Raw genomic sequence first — 25,653 nt, 5'->3', positions numbered from 1 at the left:
TAACAGCGGCCGGGCATACTGCAAGGTGGCTGGACTGTCGGTTCCTGCCCCGTACCTGCGCAAACACGCGGCGGAGCGGGAGGCGGCGGCCGGTCGGCGGCGGTCCGGGTGACGGACGGCCGCCACCGGGTACGGCTCGCACAAGGCACGAATACGGCACGGCACGCGACACGAGGCACAGGCACGGCATCGTCGAGGGAGAAGGCTTTGGACCGTCAGCAGGAGTTCGTGCTCCGCACGCTGGAGGAGCGCGACATCCGCTTCATCCGGCTGTGGTTCACCGACGTGCTCGGGTTCCTGAAGTCCGTTGCGGTGGCGCCCGCCGAGCTGGAGGGGGCCTTCGCCGAGGGCATCGGTTTCGACGGGTCGGCGATCGAGGGCTTCGCCCGGGTCTACGAGGCCGACATGATCGCCCAGCCGGACCCCGCCACGTTCCAGGTGCTGCCCTGGCGCAGCGAGGCGCCCGGCGTCGCCCGCATGTTCTGCGACATCCTCATGCCGGACGGCACGCCCAGCTTCGCCGACCCGCGGTACGTCCTCAAGCGCGCGCTGGCCCGCGCCGCCGACCTGGGCTTCACCTTCTACACCCATCCCGAGGTGGAGTTCTTCCTCCTCAAGGACAAGCCCGAGGACGGCCGCGAGCCCGAGCCGGTCGACGCCGGCGGCTACTTCGACCACACCCCGCACAGCGCGGCGCACGACTTCCGGCGCAACGCGATCATGATGCTGGAGTCGATGGGCATCTCGGTGGAGTTCAGCCACCACGAGGGCGCGCCCGGCCAGCAGGAGATCGACCTGCGCTACGCCGACGCGCTCACCACCGCCGACAACATCATGACCTTCCGGCTGGTGATGAAGGAGGTGGCGCTGGAGCAGGGGGTGTTCGCCTCGTTCATGCCCAAGCCGTTCACCGAGTACCCCGGTTCGGGCATGCACACCCACATGTCGCTGTTCGAGGGCGACCGCAACGCCTTCTACGAGCCCGGCGCCGAGTTCCAGCTGTCGAAGGTGGGCCGCGCGTTCATCGCGGGCATCCTGCGGCACTCGGCCGAGATCACCGCCGTCTGCAACCAGTTCGTCAACTCCTACAAGCGGCTGTGGGGCGGCGTGGGGTCCACGGCGGGCGCCGGCGGCGAGGCCCCGTCCTACATCTGCTGGGGCCACAACAACCGCTCCGCGCTGGTCCGCGTCCCGATGTACAAGCCGCACAAGGGTCACGCCACCCGGATCGAGTTCCGCTCCCTGGACACCGCCACCAACCCCTACCTGGCGTTCGCGGCGATCCTGGGCGCGGGCCTGAAGGGCATCGAGGAGGGCTACGAGCTGCCCCCGGGCGCCGAGGACGACGTGTGGGCGCTGACCTCGGCCGAGCGGCGGGCGCTGGGCATCCAGCCGCTGCCGCAGAGCCTGGACGAGGCCATCCACGCGATGGAGCGCAGCGAGCTGATGGCCGACGTGCTGGGCGAGCACGTGTTCGACTTCTTCCTGCGCAACAAGCGCGCCGAGTGGGAGGAGTACCGCCGCCAGGTCACCGAGTTCGAGCGCAAGCGCCTGATCGCGGTGCTCTAGCGAGACTCCGAAGCGAGCGCGGGGCGGGCGCGCGGCCGTCCGGCCGCACCAGGCCACACCCGGCCAGGTCCGTCCCGCGCCCGCAACGCGTTCGCAGAATCGGACACGCCGGTCAAAGCACGTCAAGATGGTCGAGGCCACCGTGGCCGATGAGCGCTGTGAGACGAACGCAGCGAAATTGAAACCTTTCGCGGCCCGGATCGCCTTCCAGGGCGGGGTCGCCCGATTACGGTTGAGGCCGTGAGCGAGCCGTGGACACCTGATCGCCGTCCCACCCTGGCCGGGCGCCTGGCCAGACTGGGTTTCACCGATGCGGGCCGCGCCGAGCGGGCGCTGCTGGAGGCCGGGCGCGAGGGGGGCGCCGCGCCGTCCGACGATCTGCTGGACGCACTGGGCGCCACGGCCGATCCCGATCTCGCCCTCGACGGGCTGGTGCGGCTGCTGGCGGCCGCCGACCAGGCCGGGCAGGGGGAGGAACTGCGCCGGGCGCTGGGCAAGGACGGCCCCGTCCGGGAGCGGCTGCCGGTCGTGCTGGGGGTGAGCGCGGCCCTGGGCGACCACCTGGCCCGCCATCCCGGGCACTGGCGAGCCCTGGACGGCGATGGACCGATCCAAGTCGGGGTCCTCGCCCCGGCGGCCGGCGCCTCCGCGACCGACGCCCCCGCCGGCGACGCCCCCGCCGCGGACGCCGCGTCCCCGGACGGCCTCGCCCAGGAGAGCGGCCCCGGCGCCGTCCGGCAGGCGGCGGAGGGGGAGGGGCCGAGCGCCTCGGGCGGTCCGCCCCCCGAAGCGCTCCGCGCGGCGCTCCTGCTCGCCGTGGGCGCCGACCCGGCCGCGTCCGAGCCCGTCGCCCGCGACGCCACCCCCGACACGCTGGTCGCGCTGCGCGCCGAGTACCGGCGGCACCTGCTGGCGCTGGCCGGCCGCGACCTGACCGGCGTGGCCGGCGTGGGGGAGGTGGCCGCAGAGCTGGCCGACCTGGCCGCCGCCGCGCTGGAGGCCGGCCTGGCCGTGGCCCGCGCCGAGGTCCCCGGCCACGGCGCCTGCCGGCTGGCGGTCATCGGCATGGGCAAGTGCGGCGGGCGCGAGCTCAACTACGTCAGCGACGTGGACGTGATCTTCGTGGCGGAAGCCCGCGACGGCGCCGCCGAGGACGTCGCCCTGCGCGCCGCCAACCGCCTCGCCTCCGCCATGATGCGCGCCTGCTCGGCCAGCACGATCGAGGGCTCGCTGTGGGAGGTGGACGCGGCGCTGCGTCCCGAGGGCAAGTCCGGCCCGCTGGCCCGCACGCTGGCCAGCCACCGCGCCTACTACGAGCGCTGGGCCAAGACCTGGGAGTTCCAGGCCCTGCTCAAGGCGCGCCCCGTCGCGGGCGACGCCGAGCTGGGCGCGCGCTACCTCGACACCATCACCCCGCTGGTCTGGAAGGCCGCGGCGGGCGTGGGCTTCGTCGAGGACATCCAGGCCATGCGCCGCCGCGTGGAGGCCCACCTCAACCAGCGCAGCGCCGAGGCCGAGCGGCAGCTCAAGCTCGGCCCGGGCGGGCTGCGGGACGTGGAGTTCGCCGTCCAGCTGCTCCAGCTCGTCCACGGCCGGGCCGACGAGGCCCTGCACACGCCCAACACGCTGGAGGCGCTGACCCGGCTGTCGGAGGGCGGGTACGTGGGCCGGGACGACGCCGCGGCGCTCACCTCCGCCTACCGCTTCCTGCGGCGCGTGGAGCACCTCGTCCAGCTGCACCGGCTCCGCCGCACCCACCTGGTGCCCGACGACCCCGACGACCTGCGCCGCCTCGGCCGGGCCCTGGGGCTGCGCACCGAGCCGATCGGCGAGTTCACCGCGCTGTGGCGGCGGCACGCCCGCGAGGTCCGGCGCATCCACGAGAAGCTCTTCTACCGGCCGCTGCTGCGCGCCGTGGCCCGGCTCCCCGGAGAGGGGGCCCGGCTCACCCCCGAGGCCGCCCGCACCCGCCTGGTGGCCCTCGGCTACAACGACCCGGCCGGGGCGCTGCGGCACATCGAGGCGCTCACCTCGGGGGTGTCGCGGCGCGCGGCCATCCAGCGCACCCTGCTGCCGGTGATGCTCGGCTGGTTCGCCGACGCCCCCGACCCCGACGCCGGGCTGCTGGGGTTCCGCAAGGTCAGCGACGCGCTCGGCACCACCCCCTGGTACCTGCGGCTGCTGCGCGACGAGGTCACCGTGGCCGAGCGGATGGCGTGGCTGCTGGGGTCCAGCCAGTACGCCACCGACCTGCTGCTGCGCGCGCCCGAGGCGGTCACCATGCTCGGCAAGAGCGCCGAGCTGGCCCCGCGCTCGTACGACGCGCTCCGTACCGAGGCGCTCGCGGCCGTGCGCCGCCACGCCGAGGGCGCCGGCGAGGGGACTCCGGGAGGTAGGGGGGCGCCGGGCGGTAAGGGGGCGCCGGGAGCACAGGGCGGCAAGGGAGCGCCGGGCGGCAAGGCGATGCCGGCCGAGGACGCCGTCGCCGTCGTCCGCGGGCTGCGCCGCCGCGAGCTGTTCCGGGTCGCGGTCGCCGACCTGCTCGGCCTGGCCGACGTCCGCGCCGTCGGCGAGGCGCTCACCGACATCGCCACCGTCACCGTCGAGGCCGGGCTGCGCGCCGCCGTCAGCAAGGTGGAGGCGGAGCTGCGCGCGCCGCTGCCCACCCGGATGGCGGTGGTGGCGATGGGCCGGTTCGGCGGCCACGAGCTCGGCTACGGCAGCGACGCCGACGTGATGTTCGTGCACGACCCGCTGCCCGGCGCCGACGAGCGGGACGCCGGACGCGCCGCGCACGCCGTGGCCGAGGAGATGCGCAGGCTGCTGGCGCTGCCCGCCCCCGACCCGCCGCTGGAGATCGACCCCAACCTGCGCCCCGAGGGGCGGCAGGGCCCGCTGGTGCGCACGCTGGCCTCCTACGCCGCGTACTACGCCCGCTGGTCGGCGCCCTGGGAGAGCCAGGCGCTGCTGCGCGCCGACCCGATCATCGGCGACCCGGAGCTGTGCGAGCGGTTCCGCGCCCTGATCGACCCGGTCCGCTGGCCGGAGGACGGCATCGACGACGACGCCGTGCGGCAGATCCGGCGGCTCAAGGCGCGGATGGAGTCCGAGCGGCTGCCGCGCGGGGTGGACCGGCGGCTGCACACCAAGCTGGGGCCGGGCGGGCTGTCGGACGTGGAGTGGGTCGCCCAGCTCCTCCAGCTCCGGCACGCGCACGAGTTCCCGGCACTGCGCACCACCCGCACCCTGGCCACCCTCGACGCCGCCGCGTCCGCCCGCCTCCTGGCCGAGGACGACGCCCGGGTGCTGTCGGAGGCGTGGCAGCTCGCCACGCGGATCAGGGGCACGATGATGCTGGTCCGCGGGCGGGCGTCCGACCTGCTCCCCACCGACCACCACAAGGAGCGCAGCGCCGTCACCCGCGTCCTCGGCTACCCCGGGACGGGCGACCTGCTGGAGGACTACCGCCGGCACGCCCGCCGCGCCAGGGCGGTCGTGGACCGGGTCTTCTACGGCGTCACCTGATCGGTCGAGCGGGCCCCCTGCTCCGGCCCGGAGACGCCCCCGACGGTCTCCGGGCCGGGCGGGGCGGCGGGCGCCCGTCCGGTGGACGAGGTCCAGGCCGCGGCGGGCCCGGCGGCCCGCCGCGCCATCAGCGCCGGCCACGCCACCCGGCGGACCAGCACCCCCGCCACCTGCCGGCACATCTCCTTCAGCTCGGCCGGGTAGCGGTGGTACAGCAGCCAGGACAGGCCCAGTGCGGCGCCGATCAGCGCCCAGCCGGCGACGGCGTCCAGCACGTAGTGGTTGGCGGTGCCCAGGATGACCAGCACCGTCGTCAGCGGGTACAGCACCCCGAACACCTTCGCCCAGCGCGGCGTGGCCAGCCGGACCAGCGCGAACCCGCACCACAGCGCCCAGCCGGCGTGCATCGACGGCATCGCCGCGTACTGGTTGGTGAACGTCGCCGAGGCGTCGCCCGCGTACAGGCCCAGCGACTGCAGCGCGGTGACCGGGTCGACGAACCCCTCGTCGGCCAGGAAGCGCGGCGGGGCCAGCGGGTACAGCCAGTACCCGACCAGCGCGACACCGGTGGCCACCATGATCCCCGTACGCAGCCAGCGGTAGTCGTGCGGGCGGCTGCGGTAGATCCACACCACCGTCGCCAGCGTCACCGCGAAGTGCGCGGTGGCGTAGAAGACGTTGGCGGCGCGCGCCAGCCACGGCACCTGCAGCAGCGCCTGGTTCATCCACAGCTCGACGTCGATGCCCAGGACCCGCTCGGCCCCCAGGATCTGGTCCGCGTGCGCGAACGCCGGACCGGTGCCGTCCTGAACCAGGAGCAGCCGCGTCAGCGTATAGGCGGAGTAGAAAAGGACGATCAGCAGGAGCTCGCGCCAGATCGGCGGCGCGGTGAGCGCTCGCGGAAGGGGGGGACGGCCCGTACGCGCGGTGGCGCGTCGGTCCTGGTCGGTGCGCCCCTCCAGGGGGGCCGGGGCGGTGTGCGCCATGCTGGCAACTTTGCCGCGATGTGATCAGTTTGAGATCACCGCGGCGAACGGTCTTTTTCTCAGACTTGAGTAGTACGACCCTCAGGCTTTATCCGGACTTTCGGGTGAGTTAATTCAGGGTTCGGAAGGAAAGCCAGGTCAGAGGCGGTCGAGGAGTCGTCCTCCAGGACGATGGGTAGGGCAGTGGCATCCCCCCGCGGTGGAACGGAGGGGAGTCATGACCCGGACGGCGATCGCGTTCCTGGCCCTGGCCGCCTGCGGGCTGACCGGCACCGGGACGGTCGCGTGCACGGGCGGCGGCGCCGATTCCCCGGCTGCGGGGACGGGTCTGGCCGGCCACGAACGCCTCCCGTCCTCGATCGCCGCGCAGCGGCCGACCTGGGGCCCGTGCCGCGATCTGCCCGGCGGCGGGACCGGCTCCGCGCAGCCCGCCCCCGCCTTCCAATGCGCGACCGTGAAGGTGCCGCTCAACTACGCCAAGCCCGACGAGCGCACGATCGGCATCGCGCTGATCCGCGCCAAGGCGACGCGGCCGGAGAGCCGCATCGGCTCGCTGCTGTTCAACTTCGGCGGGCCCGGCGGCTCCGGCGTCGACGCCCTCGCCCAGTCCGCCGCCGACTACTCCGCCCTCAACACCCGCTACGACCTGGTCGGCTTCGACCCGCGCGGCGTCGGCCGCAGCACCCCGGTCACCTGCGTGGACGACCGGCGGATGGACCAGATCACCGCCATGGACGACTCGCCCGACACCCCCGCCGAGGAACGCGCCCTCGCCGACACCCGCGTCTCCTACGACCAGGGCTGCGAGGCCCGCGCCGGAACGGTCCTCCCCTACGTCGGGACCCGGTCGGCGGCCCGCGACATGGACGTGATCCGCGACGCGCTCGGCGACCGCGGCCTCTCCTACTTCGGCGTCTCCTACGGCACCTGGCTGGGCGGCAGCTACGCCAACCAGCTGCCCCGCAACGTGGGACGCGCCGTCCTCGACGGCGCCGTCGACACCAAGATCGGCGACGTCCAGCTGGACCTGCAGCAGGCCGCCGCGTTCCAGCGCGCGCTCGGCGCGTTCGGCGCCACCTGCGCCCGCCTCGGCACCACCGCCTGCCCCCTCGGCCGCGATTCCCGCGCCGTCGTCGCCACCACCGGCAGGCTCCTGAACGGCCTGGACGCCCACCCCCTGCCCACCCGCGACCGCACCCGCCCCCTCACCCAGAGCCTGGGCACCACGGGCGTGCTGGCCGCGCTGTACTCCGAGCAGCTGTGGCCGCTCCTCGCCCGCGGCCTCACCGAGGCGACCCGGGCCAAGGACGGCAGCACCCTCCTGGCCCTGGCCGACGCCCAGCTCGGCCGCCGCGAGGACGGCCGCTACACCAACCTCCAGGCCGCCAACACCGCGATCAGCTGCGCCGACACCACCGAACGCCACACCGCCGAGGAGGTGCGGCGGCTGGAGCCCCGCTTCCGCGGCGCCTCACCGATCTTCGGGCCGTCGATGGCCTGGAGCCTGCTCCAGTGCAGCGGCTGGCCGGTCCGGGGCGACGACGCCAACAAGGAGGTGAGCGCGCCGTCCGCGCCGCCGATGGTCGTCGTCGGCAACACCGGCGACCCCGCCACCCCGTACGCGTGGGCGCCCGGCCTCGTCGACGAGATCGGCGGCCGGACCGTCCTGCTCACCCTCAAGGGCCAGGGCCACGGCGCGTACGACACGGGCAACGCCTGCGTCCGCAAGGCCGTCGACCGCTACCTCCTGGACGGCGTCGTCCCGCCGAACGGCACCGTCTGCGGCTGAGCCGTGCTCAGTCGGCGGCGAGCTCGGGCAGGACCTGCTCGACCTTCATCGGCTCCTTCAGCGCGTTCCCGACCGTGCAGTAGCTCTCGTGGACGCGCCCCGCCACCTTGGCGAACACCTCGGCCGCCTTCTCGTCGCCCTCGGGCAGCTCCACGTCGTAGGTGATCGTGATGTCGCCCAGCCGGCTGGTGGCGATCTTGTCGGCCCGCACCGTGGCCGACAGCCGCGCCAGCCGGTGCCCGCGCTTGGCCGTCAGCGGCTCCACGGTCACCAGCTCGCAGCCGCCCAGCGCCGCCAGCAGCAGCTCCACGGGCGAGAACACCCCGTCCTGCTCCGCCGTGCCGATCGCCACCCGCGCCCCGCGGTCGTTGGTCGCCTCGAAGACGTCCCCGGTACGTTCCACGTTCACGCCGGCCATCGGAGCCCCTTTGATCGTTTTCGATGTCTGATCGGGGCAACACGCTCCCCGCCCCCGTTCTTCCCGGCGCACGGCGAAGCCCCGCCGCCCTGCGCAGGGCGGCGGGGCTCCCGGCGAACGACTCAGATGTCGTAGTACAGCTCGAACTGAGACCTGCGGGTTTGTGACCAGGGCCGATCCGGCGACATGCCCCCTGACCTGGTCATTGTCTTCCTAACGCTTCCGGTCGATTCCGAGCGTTTCCGAGCCTCTGGCGGAACTGGGGCGGAACTGAGCGGGCCTACTTCTTCTTGCGGAGGTAGGCCCGCAGGCAGTCGTTCACCACGTCCGAGACGTTCTTTCCCTCGTCGGCGGCCTTCTTCTTCGCCTCCTCCCAGACCGCATCGGGCACGCGCACGGTGCGGTTGGGGGTCTGGCCGGTCGCCGGACGGCCACGCTTCTTTTCTGCCATGGCACGATTCTAGGTCTACCTGCGGTTTCGGCGTTGACGTATGCCGCTATGCCCGCTTATTCTGCAATGGCAGTAATTCGGCGTGAGCAGCAGCTATGCCGAAACAGGACGGGCCCGCCGCAGCGATTCCGGCGCTGGACGGGCCCTAGGAGATCAGCCTTACGAGGAGGCATCACCCCATGGGCATCGAGCCTACCTACTCCATCAGCTTCGACGCTGGCACCCTCACCGACGAGCAGCGCGACGGGACCGCGTGCGTGGCGTGCGGGACCGACCTCGCCGTCACCGGCCTGCCGAGCGTCCCCGTGGGCGTCGTCAAGGGCGCCATGGTGTTCGCGTGCACGCGCCATACCCAGGACGCCACCGCGGGGAAGTCGTCCGACTGGCCGGGCGGGGAGCCCCGCGGTGTGCGCACCCTGGAGGAGATCGCCGACGACGCGCAGTGGGCTCTCTTCGAGGGCATCAAGCGCGTCGAGCGCGACCACGGGCCCAAGGCGTCGAACGTCGCGCTGCGACTCATCAGGGCCGTGGTCGTCGACGAGACCGTTCCCGAGGTCGAGGGCATCGCCCTGCTACGCGAGGTGAGCCGGGGCGAGATCGACCGGGCGGCGGCCCGGCTGGACGAGATCGCCGGGTAGTTCGTCCGCGAGGTCCCGGAAGGACCTCGCCGAGGAGAGCCCCGTACGGTCCCGACCGGCGGGGCTCTTTCGCGTCCGGAACCATCTCCGCGGCGCCGCGGAGATGGTCAGGACCTGCGTTCTGATGAACGTAACGCAGGTCCCTACTCGGCCGGCGGGGCGTCCTGGTCGACGACGAACATCCCGCGGCCCGGCGCACCAACCAGGAGGCCGCGCTCCACCAGGATCGCCGTAGCGGCCCGCACGGTCTTGTGTGAGATGTCGAACTCATCGCACAGCGCGGCCGTGGACGGGATCGGGTAGCCAGGCCGGTAGGTGCCGCTCTCGATGCGCTCGATGAGCAACGCCGCAAGCTGCCGATAGATCGGCTCAGGCCCAAGCCACTCCATGATCCTGACGCTAGCTGACCTGCACTAATGCTCCACAGGTGGTGTAAGCACCTCCATAGCGGTGACAGGAGGTGCAAGGTTACGTAGCATCGTGCCCACGTTCCGCGACCGCGGGACCGACCCTGATCCGGCAGGGAGGAACCTCATGGCTCACGATCCCCACGACGAGATACCCGGCTGGCACGTCGAGCCCGGCCAGAACGGGACATGGCTCGCCCGCCGGCGCGGCACGCTCAGCGCCCTGCAGGTCGAGTACGGATGCCGCGCCCTGGTCGGCGCCAACAGCCGCGCCGAGTTGGAGCTTGCGTGCACGACCGAGGACGTCAAAGCGGGCCTTGTACGGGCCGCTGAACGGCTCGCCGAAGGCATGGCCGAAGCGGAGATCAAGCGCCAGGAGGACGCCCGCCGCGCGCAGCTCGAGCCGGGAAGCGGGATCAACCTGTGAGTGACCAGGAGATCGCGGCGACGATCGCCGGTCGGGCCGTGCGGATCGTCCAGCCCTACGGCACGGTGCCCACGCTGTTCAACGTCCGGGACGCCGACGGCGGCGAGCGCCTGGCGATCCTGCTCGACCTCGGCGACGACCGGTGGAAGGTCGTCCGTACCGACCTCGGCGAGCCGTTCAACCTGACCGAGGTGGACGCCGAGAGCGTCGAGGAGGCAGCGCAGGCGGCGCTGCTGCCCTGAACCCCTCGCCCCCGGCTAGCGGCGCGCGGACGGGGGCGAGGCTGGACGTGGGTCCTGGCCGGCCGATCCATCGCGGGGAGGGGACGGCCAGGGCCTACAGGGGGCGACCGGTTGGGGAAGCGGCCGGTCGCCCCCGTCCCGTGTCTGGGGGTGGAGCCCTCTCGGACGGCGAGGAGGGACCGCCCGAGAGGGCTCCAGGGGACCGCTGCAGCGGTTGGACCAGAGATGATCATGAAGCCTTGGACCTGACGGACCGGTCAGCGCCCTCCCGCACGGTCGAGCCCCCTAGATGATCAAGGGGTCCACCGGGAGGGGGTGACCGGACGGCCGGGCATCACCGGTCTCCCACGTGACCACGCCCAGCTCGACCACGCCCGCGGGCCCGCCCTCGGCGTCGACCATGAGCCCGCGCTCGGTCACCTGACCTCGGGCGATGACGTGCGGCCGGTCGACTGGGAGGCGCCGCACGGTGGTCACGGTCTCCTCGATCACCCTGCGGTCTCCTGCTCCTGGTGCTGCTGGGGAATCTCCCCGTCGCGCTCCATCTCGGCCCGTACGCTGCCCACGGTCTTGTGGTCGCACCCGACCGTCTCGGCGACCGCGCGGTTGGACTGGGAAGGGTCGGCGGCCAGCTGCTCGCGGATCCGGGCCCGGACGCCGGCGCGCTTGCCGGGCTCGCGGACCGGCTCGGCCCAGCCGTAGCGGATCCACTGGTCGGCGAGGTCCTGGGGCACGTCCAGTTCGGTGCCCCCCTGGTGGTGGCCGAGGTCGGTGACGACCTGGCGGTTCTCGGCGATACGGACCTTGGTCACGGAATCACTCCCAGGATGCGGACGACGGCGGCGGGGTTGGGCAGCACGAGGTCGGCGCGCAGCGTGACCCGTACCGCGGTCCGGTCGGAGGAGAACGCGGCCGAGGTGTCCACGTCGACCGTGGTGTCCTTGCGGATCACGGCGACCACCTGGTCGGCCTGGTAGACGTAGATCGAGTTGGCGGTGCTGGCGCTGCCCTGGGTCTCGTTGACGGCCAGCTGCGAGGTCAGCCAGACCGGGACGCCGTAGATCGACCGGCGCGGGCCCTCGGTCGGCGAGCCGGCCCCGTCGGTGATGACCGGCTTGTTGGAGCCGGTGGCTTCCTTGATCTTGCTGATGGCCCGCCAGTTGCGCGGGTGCATCACGATGGCCGTGCCCTCGGCGTCGGCCTCGGCGAGCAGGCCCAGCGCGTCGGCGAACGGGTCCAGCGTGGTCAGGGCGGCCCCGTTGGCGCCCATGGACACGGTCTGAATGCCGCTCTGGTTCTTCAGCCCGCGGATCTCCGGCGCGGTGCCGGTGCCCTCATAGAAGGACTTGTCGAGCTTGAGGGCGACCGCGCGGGCGAGGTTCTCGGCGAGGACGTTCTGCGCCTCGGGGTTGGAGTCGCTCACCAGCTCGTTGCTGGCGTAGGTGAGGGCGGCCAGCTTGCGGGGCGTGGCGGTCACCACGTCGGCGTTCGGGTCGGTCGGGGTGATCTCGGCACCCTCGGCCGTCCAGTTGGCCACGCCGTCGGCCAGGACGCGCGGGATCGCGAGCCGGGCGGCGAGGGTGGGAACGCGGCGGAAGCCGGACTCCAGCCCCACCGACATGGCGGCCAGGCGGTCGAAGAAGTAGTCGGCGGCCTCGGTCGGGGCGAAGGATCCGCCCGCCGTGCCGGTGGTGGTCAACCAGGTCACAGGGTTCTCCCGTGGTGCGTAGAGACGGAGTGTCGTCTCCGGCGCGGCCACGGGCCGTCATGCCGGTCGCCCTCGGGGCGGACGTGGCGGCGGGACCGACCACGGGTCGGGGGCCCGCCACCTCGTCACCCAGGATACCGCCCAGGGCCGTCAGACGGCCTAGGACGGCTTGCGGTCGAAGATGGCACCCATGCGGCTCGGGGGCGCCTTCACCGACCGGCGGGGCCCCTGGTCGGCCCCGCCCTGGAACCTGGGCTTGCTCGACAGGTACGCGCGCTCCTTCACCAGCTCGGCGACGGCGGCCTGGACCGCCTCGGCGTTCACGGTGCCGTCCTCGCTGAGGTACCCGGCGATGTCCTCCCCGCGGTACACCATCAGGTCGGCCCCGCGCGCCAGGCCCTGGCCGGCGAGCCGCTCGACCTCGGCGCGCTGCATCGCGGCCAGGCGGCCGGTGGCCTGCTCGAGCTGCGTCCGCGTCTCGCGCAGTTGGGTACGGTACCGGGCGGCCTCCCGGTTGGCCTTCCCGCCCTCCTGGTCGCCGTCCTGCTCGACCTCGGCGGCCTCGGCGGCGGGGGGCGCCTCCTCGGGCGCCTCCGGCTCGGCCGGGATCTCGGTGGTCTCCTCGGGCACGGTGGTCTCCTCTCTGCTCATGCCAGGGCCCCGGTCGGGAAGACGCCGTGATCGCGGTGGAGCCCCCGCAGGATGTCCAGGACGTCGGTGGAGTTGTAGATGGCTTGCAGCTCGTTGGACCGGCGCCGCGCGCCGCGCTGCCACTCCTCCGGCAGCTCGCACCGGCCGGCGGCCAGGCCCTCGCTGACGGCCTCCTTGTGGCCCTCCCACCACTCCAGGAACTCCGGGATGGACGGGGCGATCAGCAGGCCCATGACGCGCGGGGACATCACGGGTTCGCCGTGCATGGGGTCGCCGGGGGCGTCGATCTGCGAGACGTGCGGGTACAGGTCCTCAGCACCAGGTACGGGTTCGGTTCTCATGCGATGCTCCTTCCGAGGCCGGGCCCGGTTCGGGCGGGCCCGGCCCGGTCGTTGGTCAGGTGGTCTGCTTGGCCTTGATCAGCCGGATCAGGCCGACGGCGCGCGAAGCGGTGTTGTTCATCTCGGCCACCAGTGCGGCCAGCTCGGCGGCCGCGTACATCAACGCCTCGTTCAGCCGGTCGGCGTCGGCGTGGTCCAGGAGGATCCACTTCTCCTCGCCGTTGTCGTCCAGGAACGGCACGTGCTCCCAGCACGGGACCGGCCCGTCGAGCCCGGCAGCGACCTCCTGGACGTTCGCCAGGGCGGCCGTGATGGCCTCGGGTGCGAGGTGCTCACCGAACTCGCCGTCGGGGGAGACGCTGACGTGAGCGAGGTAGCGCTTGGCGATGTGCGCGGCGATGTCGTCCGGGGTCCTGGCGTTGGGCATGGTCTTCTCCTTGTCGTTGATCCGGGCGAGCTTGGTGGCGTGCCGGGCCCTCAACCCGGCCGCTCTCCGCTCGGCCCGTTCCGCGCGTTCGGCCTCGCGCCGTTCCCGTCGGCGCCGGGCGCTCTCCAGCCGTTCGGCGAGCCGCTCGTCAACGGCCTGCCGTAGCTCGGCGTCCATCTGGTCATCGGACTGTGAGGTTTCGACAGGCTTCTGACCTGCAGTTCTCACAGTTCTCACGGTTCTCACACTCATCCCTCGGGGGTGAAGTCGAGTTCGGGGTGGCCGGGCGGCGGCGGCAGGACGTAGATCCCGCGCTTGGGCTTGAGAAGGCGCCCGGACGAGGTGAGACGGCTGAGGTACTCGGCGGCGCTGGGGCCGAACTCGCCGGTGACCTCACCGGCGCGTGCGGTCCCGCCGCGGCGGGAGATGAAGTCCAGGATCGCCGTTGACGTCTCGCCGAGGTTCTGGCTCTCCTCGCGCCGCTCCACAGCGGCCGCGGCCTCGGCGAGCGTCCCGCCGTCCAAAACCCACCGGGTGCCCCCCTCCAACCGGAGGGCGTACTCCTCCTCCGGCACGTCCCGCCCGGTCACCTTCAGCACGGCATCGGACGACTTGCGCTGACGGGCCAGCACGATGATGGAGTCCGCGGAACCGGCCAGACCGTTGGTGCCTGACACGCTGTCGACGAAGTCCTCGGAAGCGGCCTTGCGGTCGTGGTGGACGACGACCACCGACAGGCCGGGCGTACCATCGGCAGCCCGCTTGAGTCCCGACCCGACCCGGTAGTCGCGCTGGTAAGACGACTCCCCCTGCATCGCCTGCGGCATGACCTTGCCGAGGGTGTCCAGGACGACCATGGCGGTGTCGGGGTACCGGCGCATCCACGCGTTGATCACCGCGATGATCCGGCCAGGCGGCACGGTGGTCTTGTAGTGGAACAGGCCGGGGATCGGCTCGCCGTCCAGGATGATTCGGCAGCGCGATTGCATCCGGCGGTCGCCGTCCTCCAGGGCGAGATACAACACGCGGCGGGCGGGCCCGGTGGCCAGCTTCCCCACCGCGTTCCTCCCGGCGGCGATGGCCAGTAGCAGGTTTGCCAGCAGCCACGACTTTCCGGCCTTGGGTGGCCCGACCAGTAGCGTCAGGCCCTCGGGGATGAGTCCGGGCACTGCCCACTGCAGCGGCGGGAACTCCTGGCCATCGAGCCATGCCCCGTCGCGCACGTCGGCCAGCAGCGCGTCATCCTCGACTTCCTCGGAGTCGGCGTGAGAACCGTGAGAAGTGTGAGGTTGCCTGGTCAAGGGCGGTCCACTTCCCCCGATCTCGCTGATGACCGTGAGAACGGCAGCACCCGCCGCACGCTCCGCCTCGCTGCGCTTCACGCTGCCGACTCCTGTCCGGCACCGGCGCCGTTCCATGGCTTGGGCCCGCCGGGGTGGTCTCCGGGCCGCGGCCGTCCGAAGTCCTCCCGGCGGCCGTCCCAGCGGATCAGCTCCAGCTCGGCGTGCTTGGGCGTGCTGGCCGTCCGGCGGATCTTGGCGGCGAGGTCCGACCAGGCGCGCTCCATGGCGTTCTCGGCCTGCCCGCGGCCTACCTCGGCCCCGGTCTCGAAGCCGTCCCGGTATCCCTCGGCCCATGCCATCTCGAAGATCGCCCGCTCGCGGTCGGCGGCCTGGCTGAGCATCTCGGCGGCCATGACGACCGACTGGCGTAGACTCGACGTGACGTCCTGCCTGCCCGGCCGCTCGTCCTCCACCGCCCCGGTCTGGTCGCCGGGGCGGTTCTCGTTGGTGGCCATGTCAGGCGGCCTCCCCGCCGTTGCTCTGCTGGTCGAGCCACTTCTCGATCTCGCTCCAGCGGTAGCGCCGATGCTTCCCAACCCGGTGGTAGACGGGACCGACACCCTTGTGCGCCCAGTCGTCCAGGGTGCGCACGGAGACCTTGAGGTACTCCGCCACCTCCAGCGAGTCGCCGAGGGGCTGTCGCACAGCAGTCACTGTTCCTCCATGAAACATCTCTGCTCTCTGATAGACCACGAACGTTGCGTGACCGATCAGAGCACGGCGCCCTTGTGCGTGTCAACGCGGATCGATACTGTTCCTTCATGGAACAGAGCGGATCGGAAGTAGATGTAGCAACGGCGTTCCTCGCCGCACACGTACGGGCGCTCCGCGACCGCAACGGTTGGTCGGCCGAGCGACTGGCCGAGGAGATGACGAAGGTCGGCGTCCCCTGGGGCCGGCTGGTTGTCACGAAGCTGGAGAACGGGAAGCGGCAGGCCGTGAGCGTTACCGAGTGGCTCGCGCTGGCCTACGTCTTCCAGGTCTCACCCATGCACCTGCTCATCCCGTTGCACGACATGGAGTACCCGGTCACCCCGAAGCACATGGAAGGCACCCGTGCCGTGCGGTCGTGGATCCGCGGGGAGCACGAACTCGATGGCATGGACGCTCGGATCTTCGCCAGCTACGTTCCGGAGCACGAGTTCGGCCGGCCGGTCGACTGGCCGGAGACGGTGACGTACGAGCGCACCGAGGGCGATCCGGAGCGGTGGACGGTCGACCTCGGCAGTCGTCAGGAACTCCGGCTCCGTCGCCGGCCGGAGTGGCGCCGGGTCGATGCCGGGGGCGACCGTGGCCAGGGTTAAGGATCTGTGGTTCTCCGAGGTCAGGGACCCGAGCGATCCCGAGGGCAAGCGGAAGATCAAGGTCCGTACGAAGCGGCACCCGGAGGAGGGCGGGAACCCGAAGGCGAAGCGGTGGCTCGCCTGCTGGGAGGGGCCGGACGGCAAGGAGAAGACGCAGGCGTTCGCGGTCAAGGCGAAGGCGAAGAAGTACGCCGAGGACCAGGAGGGCGACGTACGGCGTCAGACCTACATTGACCCGAAGGCGGCCCGGACGACCGTGGGGGAGTGGTGCGACACCTGGCTTAAGGGCTACGCGACCCGCCGGGCGTCCACGGTGCGTCAGGCCCAGGTGCACATCACCCTGATCAAGATCGAGTTCGGAGACTTCCCGCTCGGGGCCGTCCGGCCGTCACAGGTGAAGGCGTGGTGTGCCCGGCTGAAGGAGGACGGCGCGGCCCCGTCCTACGTCTACGCGCTGCACGCGCGCCTCGCCCAGATCATGAGCGATGCCGTGCATGACGGCGTGCTGGTGAAGTCTCCGTGCTCGCGCCGTACCTCGCCCGGCGCCGGCAAGCCTCGGCCGTTCGTGGCGACGACCGATCAGATCTGGGCGCTGTTCGACGCGACGGGGGAGCGGTACCGCGCGGGTGTGCTGCTCGGGGCGTTCGCCGGCCTGCGGGTCGCCGAGGCATGCGGGCTACGGACCAAGGGAGACGTCGACTACATGCGGGGCGTCATCAGCCCTGCCGTGCAGTACCCGGCCGAGCCGCTGAAGACGGAGGTCTCGCGGACCCCCATCCCCATCCCGGCCGAGCTGTCGGCCGAGCTGTCCGCGCACGTGGCCGCGGGCTACTCGGCCGAGTCGCTGCTCACGAACGCATGGAAGCAGCAGCTCACCCCGTGGTCCCTGGAACGGCAGTTCCGCCGGGCGCGGGACAAGGTACGGGCCGACGCCGAGAAAGCTCGCGAGGAGGGCCAGGACGTCCCGGTCCTCCCCGCGGACTTCCGGTTCCACGACCTACGGCACTACTTTGCGTCGCTGCTGATCGCCAGCGGTGCCGACGTCAAGACCGTCCAGGCGCGGCTACGGCACGCGTCCGCCAAGACGACTTTGGACGTCTACGCGCATCTGTGGCCGGACCGCGACGAGTCGACCCGTTCCGCGGTGGGCGCGGTGCTGAAGGCTCGCGCGGAACAGGGGCGGAACCAGGCGGGGGCGCGCTGAGGATCGGCCAGGTCAGCGCGCCCCCGATGCCTTAGATGTCGTAGTACAGCTCGAACTCGTGGGGGTGCGGGCGGAGGCGGATCGGGTCGATCTCGAACTCCCGCTTCATCGAGACGTAGGTCTCGATCAGGTCGGGCGTGAAGACGCCGCCCTCCAGCAGGAAGTCGTGGTCGCTCTCCAGGGACTCCAGCACGGCCTCCAGCGAGCCGGGCACCTGCGGGATCGCGCGGGCCTCCTCCGGCGGCAGCTCGTAGAGGTCCTTGTCCACCGGCTCCGCGGGCTCGATCTTGTTCTTGATGCCGTCCAGGCCGGCCATCAGCATCGCCGAGAAGGCCAGGTACGGGTTGCAGGACGGGTCGGGCACCCGGAACTCGAGCCGCTTGGCCTTCGGGTTGGAGCCGGTGATCGGCACGCGGATGCAGGCCGACCGGTTCCGCTGCGAGTACACCAGGTTGACCGGCGCCTCGTAGCCCGGCACCAGGCGGTGGTAGGAGTTCACGGTCGGGTTGGTGAACGCCAGCAGCGACGGCGCGTGCTTGAGCAGGCCGCCGATGTAGTAGCGGGCGTTGTCCGACAGCCCGGCGTAGCCGACCTCGTCGTAGAACAGCGGCGAGCCGTCCTTCCACAGCGACTGGTGGCAGTGCATGCCCGACCCGTTGTCACCGAAGATCGGCTTGGGCATGAACGTCACCGTCTTGCCCGCCTCGCGCGCGACGTTCTTGACGATGTACTTGTACAGCATCAGGTTGTCGGCCGTCTTCAGCAGCGTGTCGAAGCGGAAGTCGATCTCCGCCTGGCCCGCCGTGCCGACCTCGTGGTGCTGCATCTCGACGTGGATGCCGGACTGGAGCAGCTGGGACACCATCTCCGAGCGGAGGTCGGTGTAGTGGTCCATCGGCGGGACGGGGAAGTAGCCGCCCTTGTAGGGGGGCTTGGCGCCCAGGTTGCCGCCCGGCTCCTCGCGGCCGGTGTTCCACGCGCCCTCGATCGAGTCGAGGTAGTAGTAGCCCGCCTGCTCCTTGGTCTCGAAGCGGACGTCGTCGAAGATGTAGAACTCGGCCTCGGGCCCGAAGTAGCAGGTGTCGGCGATCCCGGTGCCGCGGAGGTAGTCCTGCGCCTTCTTGGCGACGTTGCGGGGGTCCCGGCTGTAGGGCTCGCCGGTCAGCGGGTCGTGCACGAAGAAGTTCAGGATCAGCGTCTTGTGCTGGCGGAACGGGTCGAGCACCGCCGTGCCCGGGTCCGGGAGCAGGAGCATGTCCGACTCGTGGATCTCCTGGAATCCGCGGACCGAGGACCCGTCGAACATCAGCCCCTCGGTGAAGACGTTCTCGCCGAAGCTCTCGACGGGGAACGTGAAGTGCTGCATCTTCCCGGGCAGGTCCACGAACCGGCAGTCGACGAATCGCACACCTTCGTTCCTGATATAGCTCAGGACCTCGTCGGCGCTGCTGAACATCCAGCCTCCTTGGGGCGCTTTTTTGGCTCTTGGCAGCCTACGGACCGGCCGTTTCCCGGCCATGTCTCATATGTTTCTACTGTGTTACGCATCACTCTGTGGATTGCGTCACTCCACCGGGCGCGCACGGCCACGGTAGACCCGCCCGGCGCCGCCGTGGCGGCCCCACCCGGTAAAGAGTCCGCCCGGGGACCGGATAGCGTAGGGCCATGAGCACGGGTAAGGGGCGGCAGGCCGCCGGTCCGCGGTGGACGCAGACGTGGCTGGGCGGCGCGCGCTCGGCCGGGGCCGACCTCGGCGTCCCCGGGACGCGGCTCGGCCTCCCGGAGAAGGGCAGCGGAGCGGCCGCGGGCTACGGCCGCCGGCTCCTGGCCCTCTTCATCGACTGGGGCCTGTCGCTGCTGGTGGCGAGCTTCTTCTCGCGGCTGTTCGAGTGGACGCCGCCGCAGCGCAGCCTGTGGACGCTGGTGATCTTCGGCATCCAGGTGTGGCTGCTGGTCGGGCTCATCGGCACCACCATCGGCAAGCGCCTGTGCGGCATCCGGGTGGTCCGCCTCGACGGCCGCCCGGTCGGCCCCCTCTGGTCCCTGGCGCGGACGGTGCTGATCCTGCTGGTCGTGCCCGCGCTGATCTGGGACCGCGACAACCGCGGCCTGCACGACCGGGCCGCCGACACCATCGTCGTCAACCTCTGACCACCCCTCGGGAACGGCGAAAGCGCCCGGCGGACGAGACGGGCGCTTTCGGTGTTCGGGACGGCGCGGCGCGGTCAGCGCGTCTTCGGCTTGGGGCCCTTCGGCATCCGCACGCCCTTGGGCATCGGGCCCTTCGGCATCTGCATGGAGCGCGGCAGCGCCTGCAGCCGGTCGTTCAGCTCGGCGACCTGGCCCTTGGTCAGGTTGCGGGGGAGCTTCATCAGGTGGCGCTGCAGCTTGTCGACCGGGATCTGGCCCTCCTCGGTGCCCACCTGCACGTCGTAGATCGGCACCTGCTGCGCGGCCCGGGAGATGCGCTTCTTCTCCGCGCCCAGCAGCGGGCCGACCCGGTTGCGCGGGCCCTCCGACACCAGCACCACGCCCGGACGCCCGACCGCGCGGTGCACCATGTCGAGGTTGCGGTTGCCGCTGACCGCCTCGGTGACCGTCCAGCCCCCGCGCATGTTCTTCAGGATCGCGGCGGCCGCGCCGGGCTGCCCGGCGATCACCTTGTACTGGGCGCGCTGCGCCATCTGGCCGAACACGATCATGCCCACGGCGGCGGCCGCCAGGATGCCCAGCGGGATCGTGAACCACAACTGGCCGATCAGGTACCCGATCAGGATGACGACGACCAGGGTGCCGATCGCGGCGGCGAACACGATCGGCAGGGCCTTCGGGTCGGCCTGGCGGAGGACCTGGGCGACCATGCGGATCTGCTTGAGGCGGCCCGGACGCTCCTGGGCCCCGTCCGTGGGCTTCTTCGACATGGACTCTAGTTTATTGCAAGCGCGAGCTGCGCTCGTCGCCAGCGCTCCTCGCTTGTCGCGCCTGCGGCGAGCGCTGCATCGCTCCGAACTCGCCTGGCGGCTCGCTTCGCGATCAGGTTCTCGCTTCGCTTGAACCTGCCTTCGGACGCGCTCGCAACGCTTGAGGTCCGTTCAACCTGATCAGGCTGGTTGAGGTTGTTATGCCTCGCGTGCGGATCGGGGCGGCAGGCTACGCGCGGGCTTCGACGGCCTTCTTGTAGAGGCGGCCGGCGCGGTAGCTGGAGCGCACCAGCGGGCCCGACATCACGCCGGCGAACCCGATCTCCTCGGCCTCGGCCGACAGCTCCACGAACTCCTCGGGCTTGACCCACCGCTCCACCGGGTGGTGGCGCGGCGAGGGGCGCAGGTACTGGGTGATGGTGACCAGTTCGCAGCCCGCCGCGTGCAGGTCGCGCAGCGCCTCGGAGATCTCCTCGCGGGTCTCGCCCATGCCGAGGATGAGGTTGGACTTGGTGACCAGGCCGTCCTCGCGGGCCCGGGTGATGACCTCCAGGGACCGCTCGTACCGGAACCCGGGCCGGATCCGCTTGAAGATCCGCGGCACGGTCTCCACGTTGTGCGCCAGCACCTCCGGCCGCGAGCCGAACACCTCGGCCAGCTGCCCGGGGTCGGCGTTGAAGTCGGGGATCAGCAGCTCCACGCCGCAGCCGGGGACGGCCTGGTGGATCTGCCGCACGGTCTCGGCGTACAGCCAGGCGCCGCCGTCCTCCAGGTCGTCGCGGGCCACGCCGGTGACGGTGGCGTAGTGCAGCCCCATCGTCACCACCGACTCGGCCACCCGGCGCGGCTCGTCGCGGTCGAGCGCGGCCGGCTTCCCGGTGTCGATGTTGCAGAAGTCGCAGCGCCGGGTGCACTGGTCGCCGCCGATGAGGAAGGTGGCCTCGCGGTCCTCCCAGCATTCGAAGATGTTGGGACAGGCGGCCTCCTGGCACACGGTGTGCAGCCCCTCGGACTTCACCAGCCCGATGAGTTCCCGATACTGCGGTCCCATCTTCAGCCGGGTCTTGATCCACTCGGGCTTGCGCTCGATCGGGGTCTGGCTGTTGCGGGCTTCAATGCGCAGGAGCTTGCGCCCCTCGGGTGTCACCGACGTCACCCCTTCAGGGTACGTCCCGATCGGCGCTGCCCCCGCCCCCCGCAACGAAGATCACACGTTCGGCACCCGGCGGATATCCATGTTCCGTCGATATCCGGGTTTCCGCCAAGGACGGCACCTGATCTCCTAAGGTGACTCCCTGTCGTCACGCAGAGCGTTCGCAGGAGGATCCACCGTGGGCCTGGCCATGTCGTACCTCAGGGTGCCGCCCGTGCTGGAGGGCGAGCGTGATCCCGGCGCGATCGCACGCCTGATCTTCGGTACCGCCGACTGGCGGCGCCGCCAGCCCGCCCCGCAGGTCCTGGACCTGGGCGGGGGCTGGCAGGCGCTGCACTACCTGATCACCGGCGACCCGTGGGACGGGCGGCCGCCGGAGGCCGACGTCGTGTGCGGGGGGCGGCTGCTCACCGAGGACGGCACCGCCGAGCTGGGCCTGGACGTGATCTACCTGGCGCCCGACCGGGTCAAGCCGGCCGCCGACCATCTGGTGGCCACCCCGTACGCGAAGGCCGCCGAGCGGTACGACCCGGCCGCCATGGCCGCCGCCGGGGTGCAGGAGGCGGAGGCGCTCGGGAACGACGCGGCGGCGCTCCGCCCGGCCTACGAGGGGCTGACCCGGTTCTTCCAGGGCGCGGCCACCGACGGGCAGGCCGTCTACAAGGTCATGTCCGAGCCGTCCTGAACCGTCCTGGGCCGTCCGCGGTGATCGCGCGACGGCCGTTCAGCCGCGCAGGTCGAGCTGGGCGGTGGTGCGGTGGAACGACTCCGTCGCGCCCAGGGCCTCGGCGAGGTGCCGCTCGACCAGCGGGGTGACCTCGGCGACGGTGACCGGGCGGCCCAGCTCGCGGCTGAGCGAGGTGGAGCCGACATCGCGGATGCCGCACGGGATGATCTTGTCGAACCAGCCCATGTCGCAGTCGCAGTTGAGCATGAAGCCGTGCATGGTGATCCCGCGCGAGACCCGGATCCCGATGGAGCCGATCTTGCGGTGGGGGGTGCCCTCCACCCACAGCCCGCTGTGCCCCTCGACCACGGTCGTGGGCAGTCCCAGCTCGGCGCAGACCGCCTGCATCATGCGCTCCAGCAGCCGCACGTAGGCGACCACGTCCACCGGGTCGGGCAGCCGCAGGATGGGGTAGCCGGTGAGCTGGCCGGGCCCGTGCCAGGTGATCTTGCCGCCGCGGTCGACGTCCACCACCGGCGCGCCGGGGTCGCCGATCGGACGGTCGGCCGCGCCCGTGCGCTTGCCCGCGGTGTAGACGGGCCGGTGCTCCAGCAGCAGCACGGTGTCGGGGATCTCGTCGTCGGCGCGCCGGTCGAGCGTGCGCCGCTGCAGGTCCCAGCCGTCCTGGTAGTCGACGGCCGCCGTCCCGAAGCCCGCGTGCACGAACACCAGCTCGCCCGTGCGCGATACCGGCGCGGCGCCCGCCGCGCTCTCGGAGGAGACCTTCGCGCCCGCCTCGCCCCCGGTGCCCTGACCGCCCGCCCCGCGTACCTTCAGCTCTACCTTCAGCTCGCTCACGCCGTTCAGCTTATGCGTCAGAGCGAGGCGAGCAGCCGGGGGGCGATCGGCGACTCCTTGGCCGCGCCCGAGCCGTCGGGCTCCACCCGGTAGGCGCCGGCCTCCTTCACGTACGACACCGCCTGGACGAACTCGGTGCCCACGTAGTGCAGCGCCACCGCCTCGTCGGCCGCGTACCCGCCCGGCAGCGTGCCCTCGCCCACCAGCTGCTGCAGCAGCGGGCGCCGCTGCGCGTCACTGTCGTAGTGGACGCCGCAGGAGTAGGGCAGGAAGCCCAGCCCGTCGGTCAGCGGGCGCAGCTGCGGGCCGTAGGAGTCGGTGTTCCCGCCCACGTGCCAGCACAGCGCCCCGGCGCTCTGCCCGGACAGCACCACGCCCTCGTTCCACGCCTCGCGCATGATCTCGTCCAGGCCGTGCAGCCGCCACAGGGCCAGCAGGTTGGCGACGCTGCCGCCGAACACGTACACCAGGTCCTGGGCCAGCAGGTGGGCGCGCATGTCGGCGATGTTGGGCATCGGGAACAGCGCGATATGGCTGACCTCGGCCTCGATCCGGCTGAACGCCGCGTAGGCGCGCCCGATCTGGTCGGCGCCGTCGCCGGTGGCGGTGGTCAGGAAGCAGATCCGGGGCCGGTCCTGGCCGGTGAGGTCGACGGCGTAGCGCAGCAGGGGGCTCGGGGTCAGGCCGTACCGGTCGTCGGGGATGAAGCTCCCGCCGCCGATGGCGAGGATGTGCGGCTGTCCGTCGGTGCTCATGTCCTCACGCTATGGCCGGGGCCTGGGGCGGGGCAGGACTTTGACGAATGTTGGAAGGACTCACCGCGCCCCCAGGACGGCGGCCAGCGCACCCTCCAGCTCCGGGTGGGCGAAGGAGAACCCGGACTCCTCCAGGCGCCGCGGGACGACCCGCTGGCTGATCAGCGGCCCCTCGTCGGCGAAGCCCAGCAGCGCGGCGCGCAGCGCGAACGCGGGCACCGGCACCACCGCGGGGCGGTGCAGGACGCGGCCGACCGCCCGGGTGTACGCGGCGTTGGTGACCGCCTCCGGCGCCACCAGGTTCACCGGACCGGCCAGGCCGTCCCGGGGCGCGTCCGGGCCGATCAGGTGGCGCAGGGCCGCGACGGTGTCGTCCAGGGCGATCCAGCTGACCCACTGGCGGCCGTTCCCGATCCTGCCGCCCAGCCCCAGCCGGAACAGCGGCAGCAGGCGGCCGAACAGCCCGCCGCCCGCGGAGAGCACGATCCCGGTCCGCGGGTGCGCGACCCGCACCCCGGCCTCGGCGGCGGGCGCCGCCGCGGCCTCCCAGTCGCGCACCAGCCCGGCCAGGAAGCCCTCGCCGATGGGCGCCGACTCGTCGACCGCGCGGCCTCCGGTGTCGCCGTAGAAGCCGATCGCCGACCCCGACACCAGCACCCGCGGCGGGTCGCCGGCCCGCGCGATCGCCTCCGCGAGGGTGCGCGTCCCGGTGATCCGGCTGTCGTAGATCAGCTTCTTGCGGGCGCGCGTCCAGGGCCGGTCACCGACGCCCGCGCCGGCCAGGTGGACGACCGCGTCCGCGCCGTCCAGGGCCTTGCCGTCGACGGTGCCGCCCATGGGGTCCCAGCGTGCCTCGCCGGGGCCCGAGGGGGCGCGGCGGACGAGCCGCACGACCTCGTCCCCGCCGTCCTCCAGGGCCCGGACGAGGGCCGTGCCGATCAGTCCGCTCGCGCCTGTCACGACCACCCGCATGGCCCCACCCTAGGCCGTGCGAACGCGCGGGGACCCCGCCGTTCGCGGAACGGCGGGGTCCCCGGCGGCCGTGGCCGCGTGGAGCGGGGGAAGGGGCTCAGAGGCCGAGCTCGGCCTCGAAGTTGCCCTCCTCCAGACGGTGCTTGATCGTGCCCAGGAAGCGGGCCGCGTCGGCGCCGTCGATGAGGCGGTGGTCGTAGCTCAGCGCCAGGTACACGATCGAGCGCACCGCGATGACCTCGCCCAGGTTCGGGTCCTCGATCACGGCGGGCCGCTTGACGACGGCGCCGGTACCGAGCATGCCGACCTGCGGCTGGTTGAGGATCGGGGTGTCGAACAGCGCGCCGCGGCTGCCGGTGTTGGTGAGCGTGAACGTGCCGCCCGCCAGCTCGTCCGGGCTGACCTTGTTGGTGCGGGTCCGCTCGGCCAGGTCGGCGATGCGCTGGGCGAGGCCGCCCAGGTTGAGCTGGCCGGCGTTGTGGACGACCGGGACCATCAGGCCGCGCTCGGGCACGTCGACGGCGAGGGCGAGGTTCTCCACGTCGTGGTAGGTGACCTCGTTGGTCTCGCTGTTGATGACGGCGTTGAGCTTGGGGTGGACCTTGAGGGCCTCGACCGTCGCCAGCGCGAAGAACGGCAGGAACGACAGCTTGACGCCCTCGCGGGCCTGGAAGTCGGCCCTGGCCCGGTCGCGCAGCCGGGCGATCTTGGTGATGTCCACCTCGACGACCGTGGTGAGCTGCGCGGAGACGTGCAGCGACTCCACCATCCGGCGGGCGATGGTCTGCCGGATCCGGGACATCTTCTCGGTCTTGCCGCGCAGCGCGATCTGCTCGGCGGGCGCGGTGGCCGGGGCGGGCCGGGCGGCGGCCGCCGGGGCGGCGGGCGCGGGGCGGA

Annotated in this window: 30 protein-coding genes; 10 read left to right on the top strand and 20 right to left on the bottom strand. The window is 72.0% G+C overall.

Annotated elements, in window-relative coordinates:
- Positions 1-207 precede the first annotated feature (207 nt).
- On the top strand, positions 208-1,569 hold the full coding sequence (gene glnA / locus ACFPZN_RS47975) for a type I glutamate--ammonia ligase (protein WP_378290388.1): 1,362 nt from the start codon (positions 208-210) through the stop codon (positions 1,567-1,569).
- A 240-nt stretch (positions 1,570-1,809) separates the two neighbouring features.
- Positions 1,810-5,094: a bifunctional [glutamine synthetase] adenylyltransferase/[glutamine synthetase]-adenylyl-L-tyrosine phosphorylase gene (locus ACFPZN_RS47970; protein WP_378290385.1), complete on the top strand. Its 3,285-nt coding sequence runs from the start codon at positions 1,810-1,812 to the stop codon at positions 5,092-5,094.
- Here ACFPZN_RS47970 and ACFPZN_RS47965 read toward each other — a convergent pair.
- On the bottom strand, positions 5,079-6,080 hold the full coding sequence (locus ACFPZN_RS47965) for a phosphatase PAP2 family protein (RefSeq protein ID WP_378290383.1): 1,002 nt from the start codon (positions 6,078-6,080) through the stop codon (positions 5,079-5,081). The genes ACFPZN_RS47970 and ACFPZN_RS47965 overlap by 16 nt on opposite strands.
- A 217-nt stretch (positions 6,081-6,297) precedes the next feature.
- Between ACFPZN_RS47965 and ACFPZN_RS47960 the strand changes: the two genes are divergently transcribed.
- A complete protein-coding gene (locus ACFPZN_RS47960) occupies positions 6,298-7,869 on the top strand; it encodes an alpha/beta hydrolase (protein WP_378290381.1) in 1,572 nt (523 codons plus the stop codon).
- Between the two features lie 7 nt (positions 7,870-7,876).
- On the opposite strand, the gene ACFPZN_RS47955 is transcribed toward ACFPZN_RS47960, so the two are convergent.
- Positions 7,877-8,287 carry an OsmC family protein gene (locus tag ACFPZN_RS47955; RefSeq protein ID WP_378290379.1) on the bottom strand — a complete coding sequence of 137 codons (411 nt, stop codon included), beginning with the start codon at positions 8,285-8,287 and terminating at the stop codon, positions 7,877-7,879.
- A 280-nt stretch (positions 8,288-8,567) separates the two neighbouring features.
- Positions 8,568-8,738: a hypothetical protein gene (locus ACFPZN_RS47950; RefSeq protein WP_378290377.1), complete on the bottom strand. Its 171-nt coding sequence runs from the start codon at positions 8,736-8,738 to the stop codon at positions 8,568-8,570.
- 179 nt (positions 8,739-8,917) lie between these two features.
- Here ACFPZN_RS47950 and ACFPZN_RS47945 point away from each other — a divergent pair, with 179 nt between their 5' ends.
- Complete coding sequence (locus ACFPZN_RS47945) at positions 8,918-9,376, top strand: hypothetical protein (protein WP_378290375.1); 459 nt, start codon at positions 8,918-8,920, stop codon at positions 9,374-9,376.
- A gap of 143 nt (positions 9,377-9,519) precedes the next feature.
- Here the strand turns inward: ACFPZN_RS47945 and ACFPZN_RS47940 are convergent, their stop codons facing one another.
- On the bottom strand, positions 9,520-9,765 hold the full coding sequence (locus tag ACFPZN_RS47940; RefSeq protein ID WP_378290373.1) for a winged helix-turn-helix domain-containing protein: 246 nt from the start codon (positions 9,763-9,765) through the stop codon (positions 9,520-9,522).
- Between the two features lie 145 nt (positions 9,766-9,910).
- On the opposite strand from ACFPZN_RS47940, the gene ACFPZN_RS47935 reads away from it, so the two are divergent.
- Positions 9,911-10,210 (top strand): hypothetical protein, encoded by a 300-nt coding sequence (locus ACFPZN_RS47935; protein ID WP_378290371.1) that lies wholly within the window; start codon positions 9,911-9,913, stop codon positions 10,208-10,210.
- Positions 10,207-10,452, top strand: coding sequence for a hypothetical protein (locus ACFPZN_RS47930; protein ID WP_378290369.1), 246 nt, complete (start codon positions 10,207-10,209; stop codon positions 10,450-10,452). Before ACFPZN_RS47935 ends, ACFPZN_RS47930 begins: the two co-directional genes overlap by 4 nt.
- Before the next feature lie 285 nt (positions 10,453-10,737).
- On the opposite strand, the gene ACFPZN_RS47925 is transcribed toward ACFPZN_RS47930, so the two are convergent.
- The 9 genes from ACFPZN_RS47925 to ACFPZN_RS47885 form a co-directional block, all read right to left on the bottom strand.
- Complete coding sequence (locus tag ACFPZN_RS47925) at positions 10,738-10,944, bottom strand: hypothetical protein (protein ID WP_378290367.1); 207 nt, start codon at positions 10,942-10,944, stop codon at positions 10,738-10,740.
- Positions 10,941-11,264 (bottom strand): hypothetical protein, encoded by a 324-nt coding sequence (locus ACFPZN_RS47920; protein WP_378290365.1) that lies wholly within the window; start codon positions 11,262-11,264, stop codon positions 10,941-10,943. The genes ACFPZN_RS47925 and ACFPZN_RS47920 overlap by 4 nt, the downstream gene beginning before the upstream one ends.
- Complete coding sequence (locus ACFPZN_RS47915) at positions 11,261-12,160, bottom strand: phage major capsid protein (protein ID WP_378290363.1); 900 nt, start codon at positions 12,158-12,160, stop codon at positions 11,261-11,263. The genes ACFPZN_RS47920 and ACFPZN_RS47915 overlap by 4 nt, the downstream gene beginning before the upstream one ends.
- Positions 12,161-12,319: 159 nt before the next feature.
- Positions 12,320-12,811, bottom strand: a complete 492-nt coding sequence (locus ACFPZN_RS47910; RefSeq protein ID WP_378290361.1) for a hypothetical protein — start codon at positions 12,809-12,811, stop codon at positions 12,320-12,322.
- Positions 12,808-13,152 (bottom strand): hypothetical protein, encoded by a 345-nt coding sequence (locus ACFPZN_RS47905; RefSeq protein WP_378290359.1) that lies wholly within the window; start codon positions 13,150-13,152, stop codon positions 12,808-12,810. Before ACFPZN_RS47905 ends, ACFPZN_RS47910 begins: the two co-directional genes overlap by 4 nt.
- Positions 13,153-13,207: 55 nt before the next feature.
- Entirely contained in the window at positions 13,208-13,756 is a 549-nt protein-coding gene (locus tag ACFPZN_RS47900) for a hypothetical protein (RefSeq protein ID WP_378290357.1), read from the bottom strand.
- A 71-nt stretch (positions 13,757-13,827) separates the two neighbouring features.
- Complete coding sequence (locus ACFPZN_RS47895; RefSeq protein WP_378290355.1) at positions 13,828-14,880, bottom strand: AAA family ATPase; 1,053 nt, start codon at positions 14,878-14,880, stop codon at positions 13,828-13,830.
- A gap of 77 nt (positions 14,881-14,957) precedes the next feature.
- Positions 14,958-15,377 carry a hypothetical protein gene (locus ACFPZN_RS47890; protein ID WP_378290353.1) on the bottom strand — a complete coding sequence of 140 codons (420 nt, stop codon included), beginning with the start codon at positions 15,375-15,377 and terminating at the stop codon, positions 14,958-14,960.
- A 1-nt stretch (position 15,378) separates the two neighbouring features.
- The gene (locus ACFPZN_RS47885) at positions 15,379-15,576 is read right to left on the bottom strand and encodes a helix-turn-helix transcriptional regulator (protein ID WP_378290351.1); all 198 of its coding nucleotides are present in this window, start codon (positions 15,574-15,576) and stop codon (positions 15,379-15,381) included.
- A 107-nt stretch (positions 15,577-15,683) separates the two neighbouring features.
- On the opposite strand from ACFPZN_RS47885, the gene ACFPZN_RS47880 reads away from it, so the two are divergent.
- Positions 15,684-16,226 (top strand): helix-turn-helix domain-containing protein, encoded by a 543-nt coding sequence (locus tag ACFPZN_RS47880; RefSeq protein WP_378290349.1) that lies wholly within the window; start codon positions 15,684-15,686, stop codon positions 16,224-16,226.
- Entirely contained in the window at positions 16,213-17,430 is a 1,218-nt protein-coding gene (locus ACFPZN_RS47875) for a tyrosine-type recombinase/integrase (protein WP_378290347.1), read from the top strand. The genes ACFPZN_RS47880 and ACFPZN_RS47875 overlap by 14 nt, the downstream gene beginning before the upstream one ends.
- Before the next feature lie 31 nt (positions 17,431-17,461).
- Here the strand turns inward: ACFPZN_RS47875 and glnA (ACFPZN_RS47870) are convergent, their stop codons facing one another.
- Entirely contained in the window at positions 17,462-18,886 is a 1,425-nt protein-coding gene (glnA, locus tag ACFPZN_RS47870; RefSeq protein WP_378290345.1) for a type I glutamate--ammonia ligase, read from the bottom strand.
- A 209-nt stretch (positions 18,887-19,095) separates the two neighbouring features.
- On the opposite strand from glnA (ACFPZN_RS47870), the gene ACFPZN_RS47865 reads away from it, so the two are divergent.
- Entirely contained in the window at positions 19,096-19,581 is a 486-nt protein-coding gene (locus tag ACFPZN_RS47865; RefSeq protein ID WP_378290343.1) for an RDD family protein, read from the top strand.
- Positions 19,582-19,655: 74 nt separating this feature from the next.
- Here ACFPZN_RS47865 and ACFPZN_RS47860 read toward each other — a convergent pair whose 3' ends face one another.
- Positions 19,656-20,351 (bottom strand): DUF4191 domain-containing protein, encoded by a 696-nt coding sequence (locus tag ACFPZN_RS47860; protein WP_378290341.1) that lies wholly within the window; start codon positions 20,349-20,351, stop codon positions 19,656-19,658.
- Between the two features lie 229 nt (positions 20,352-20,580).
- Entirely contained in the window at positions 20,581-21,507 is a 927-nt protein-coding gene (lipA, locus tag ACFPZN_RS47855) for a lipoyl synthase (RefSeq protein ID WP_378290339.1), read from the bottom strand.
- 175 nt (positions 21,508-21,682) lie between these two features.
- On the opposite strand from lipA, the gene ACFPZN_RS47850 reads away from it, so the two are divergent.
- Entirely contained in the window at positions 21,683-22,189 is a 507-nt protein-coding gene (locus tag ACFPZN_RS47850) for a YfbM family protein (RefSeq protein ID WP_378290337.1), read from the top strand.
- Between the two features lie 39 nt (positions 22,190-22,228).
- Here the strand turns inward: ACFPZN_RS47850 and lipB are convergent, their stop codons facing one another.
- The 4 genes from lipB to ACFPZN_RS47830 all read right to left on the bottom strand — a co-directional run.
- Complete coding sequence (lipB, locus tag ACFPZN_RS47845) at positions 22,229-22,903, bottom strand: lipoyl(octanoyl) transferase LipB (protein WP_378290405.1); 675 nt, start codon at positions 22,901-22,903, stop codon at positions 22,229-22,231.
- A gap of 143 nt (positions 22,904-23,046) precedes the next feature.
- Positions 23,047-23,784 carry a Type 1 glutamine amidotransferase-like domain-containing protein gene (locus ACFPZN_RS47840; RefSeq protein WP_378290335.1) on the bottom strand — a complete coding sequence of 246 codons (738 nt, stop codon included), beginning with the start codon at positions 23,782-23,784 and terminating at the stop codon, positions 23,047-23,049.
- 60 nt (positions 23,785-23,844) lie between these two features.
- Positions 23,845-24,756, bottom strand: coding sequence for a TIGR01777 family oxidoreductase (locus ACFPZN_RS47835; RefSeq protein ID WP_378290333.1), 912 nt, complete (start codon positions 24,754-24,756; stop codon positions 23,845-23,847).
- Positions 24,757-24,853: 97 nt separating this feature from the next.
- Positions 24,854-25,653: 2-oxo acid dehydrogenase subunit E2 (locus ACFPZN_RS47830; RefSeq protein WP_378290331.1), on the bottom strand; the 800-nt coding region annotated here is incomplete at its 5' end.

Source organism: Actinomadura rugatobispora, from assembly GCF_042656285.1.
GTDB lineage: Bacteria > Actinomycetota > Actinomycetes > Streptosporangiales > Streptosporangiaceae > Spirillospora > Spirillospora rugatobispora.
This window is presented reverse-complemented; position numbering and strand designations above follow the sequence as displayed.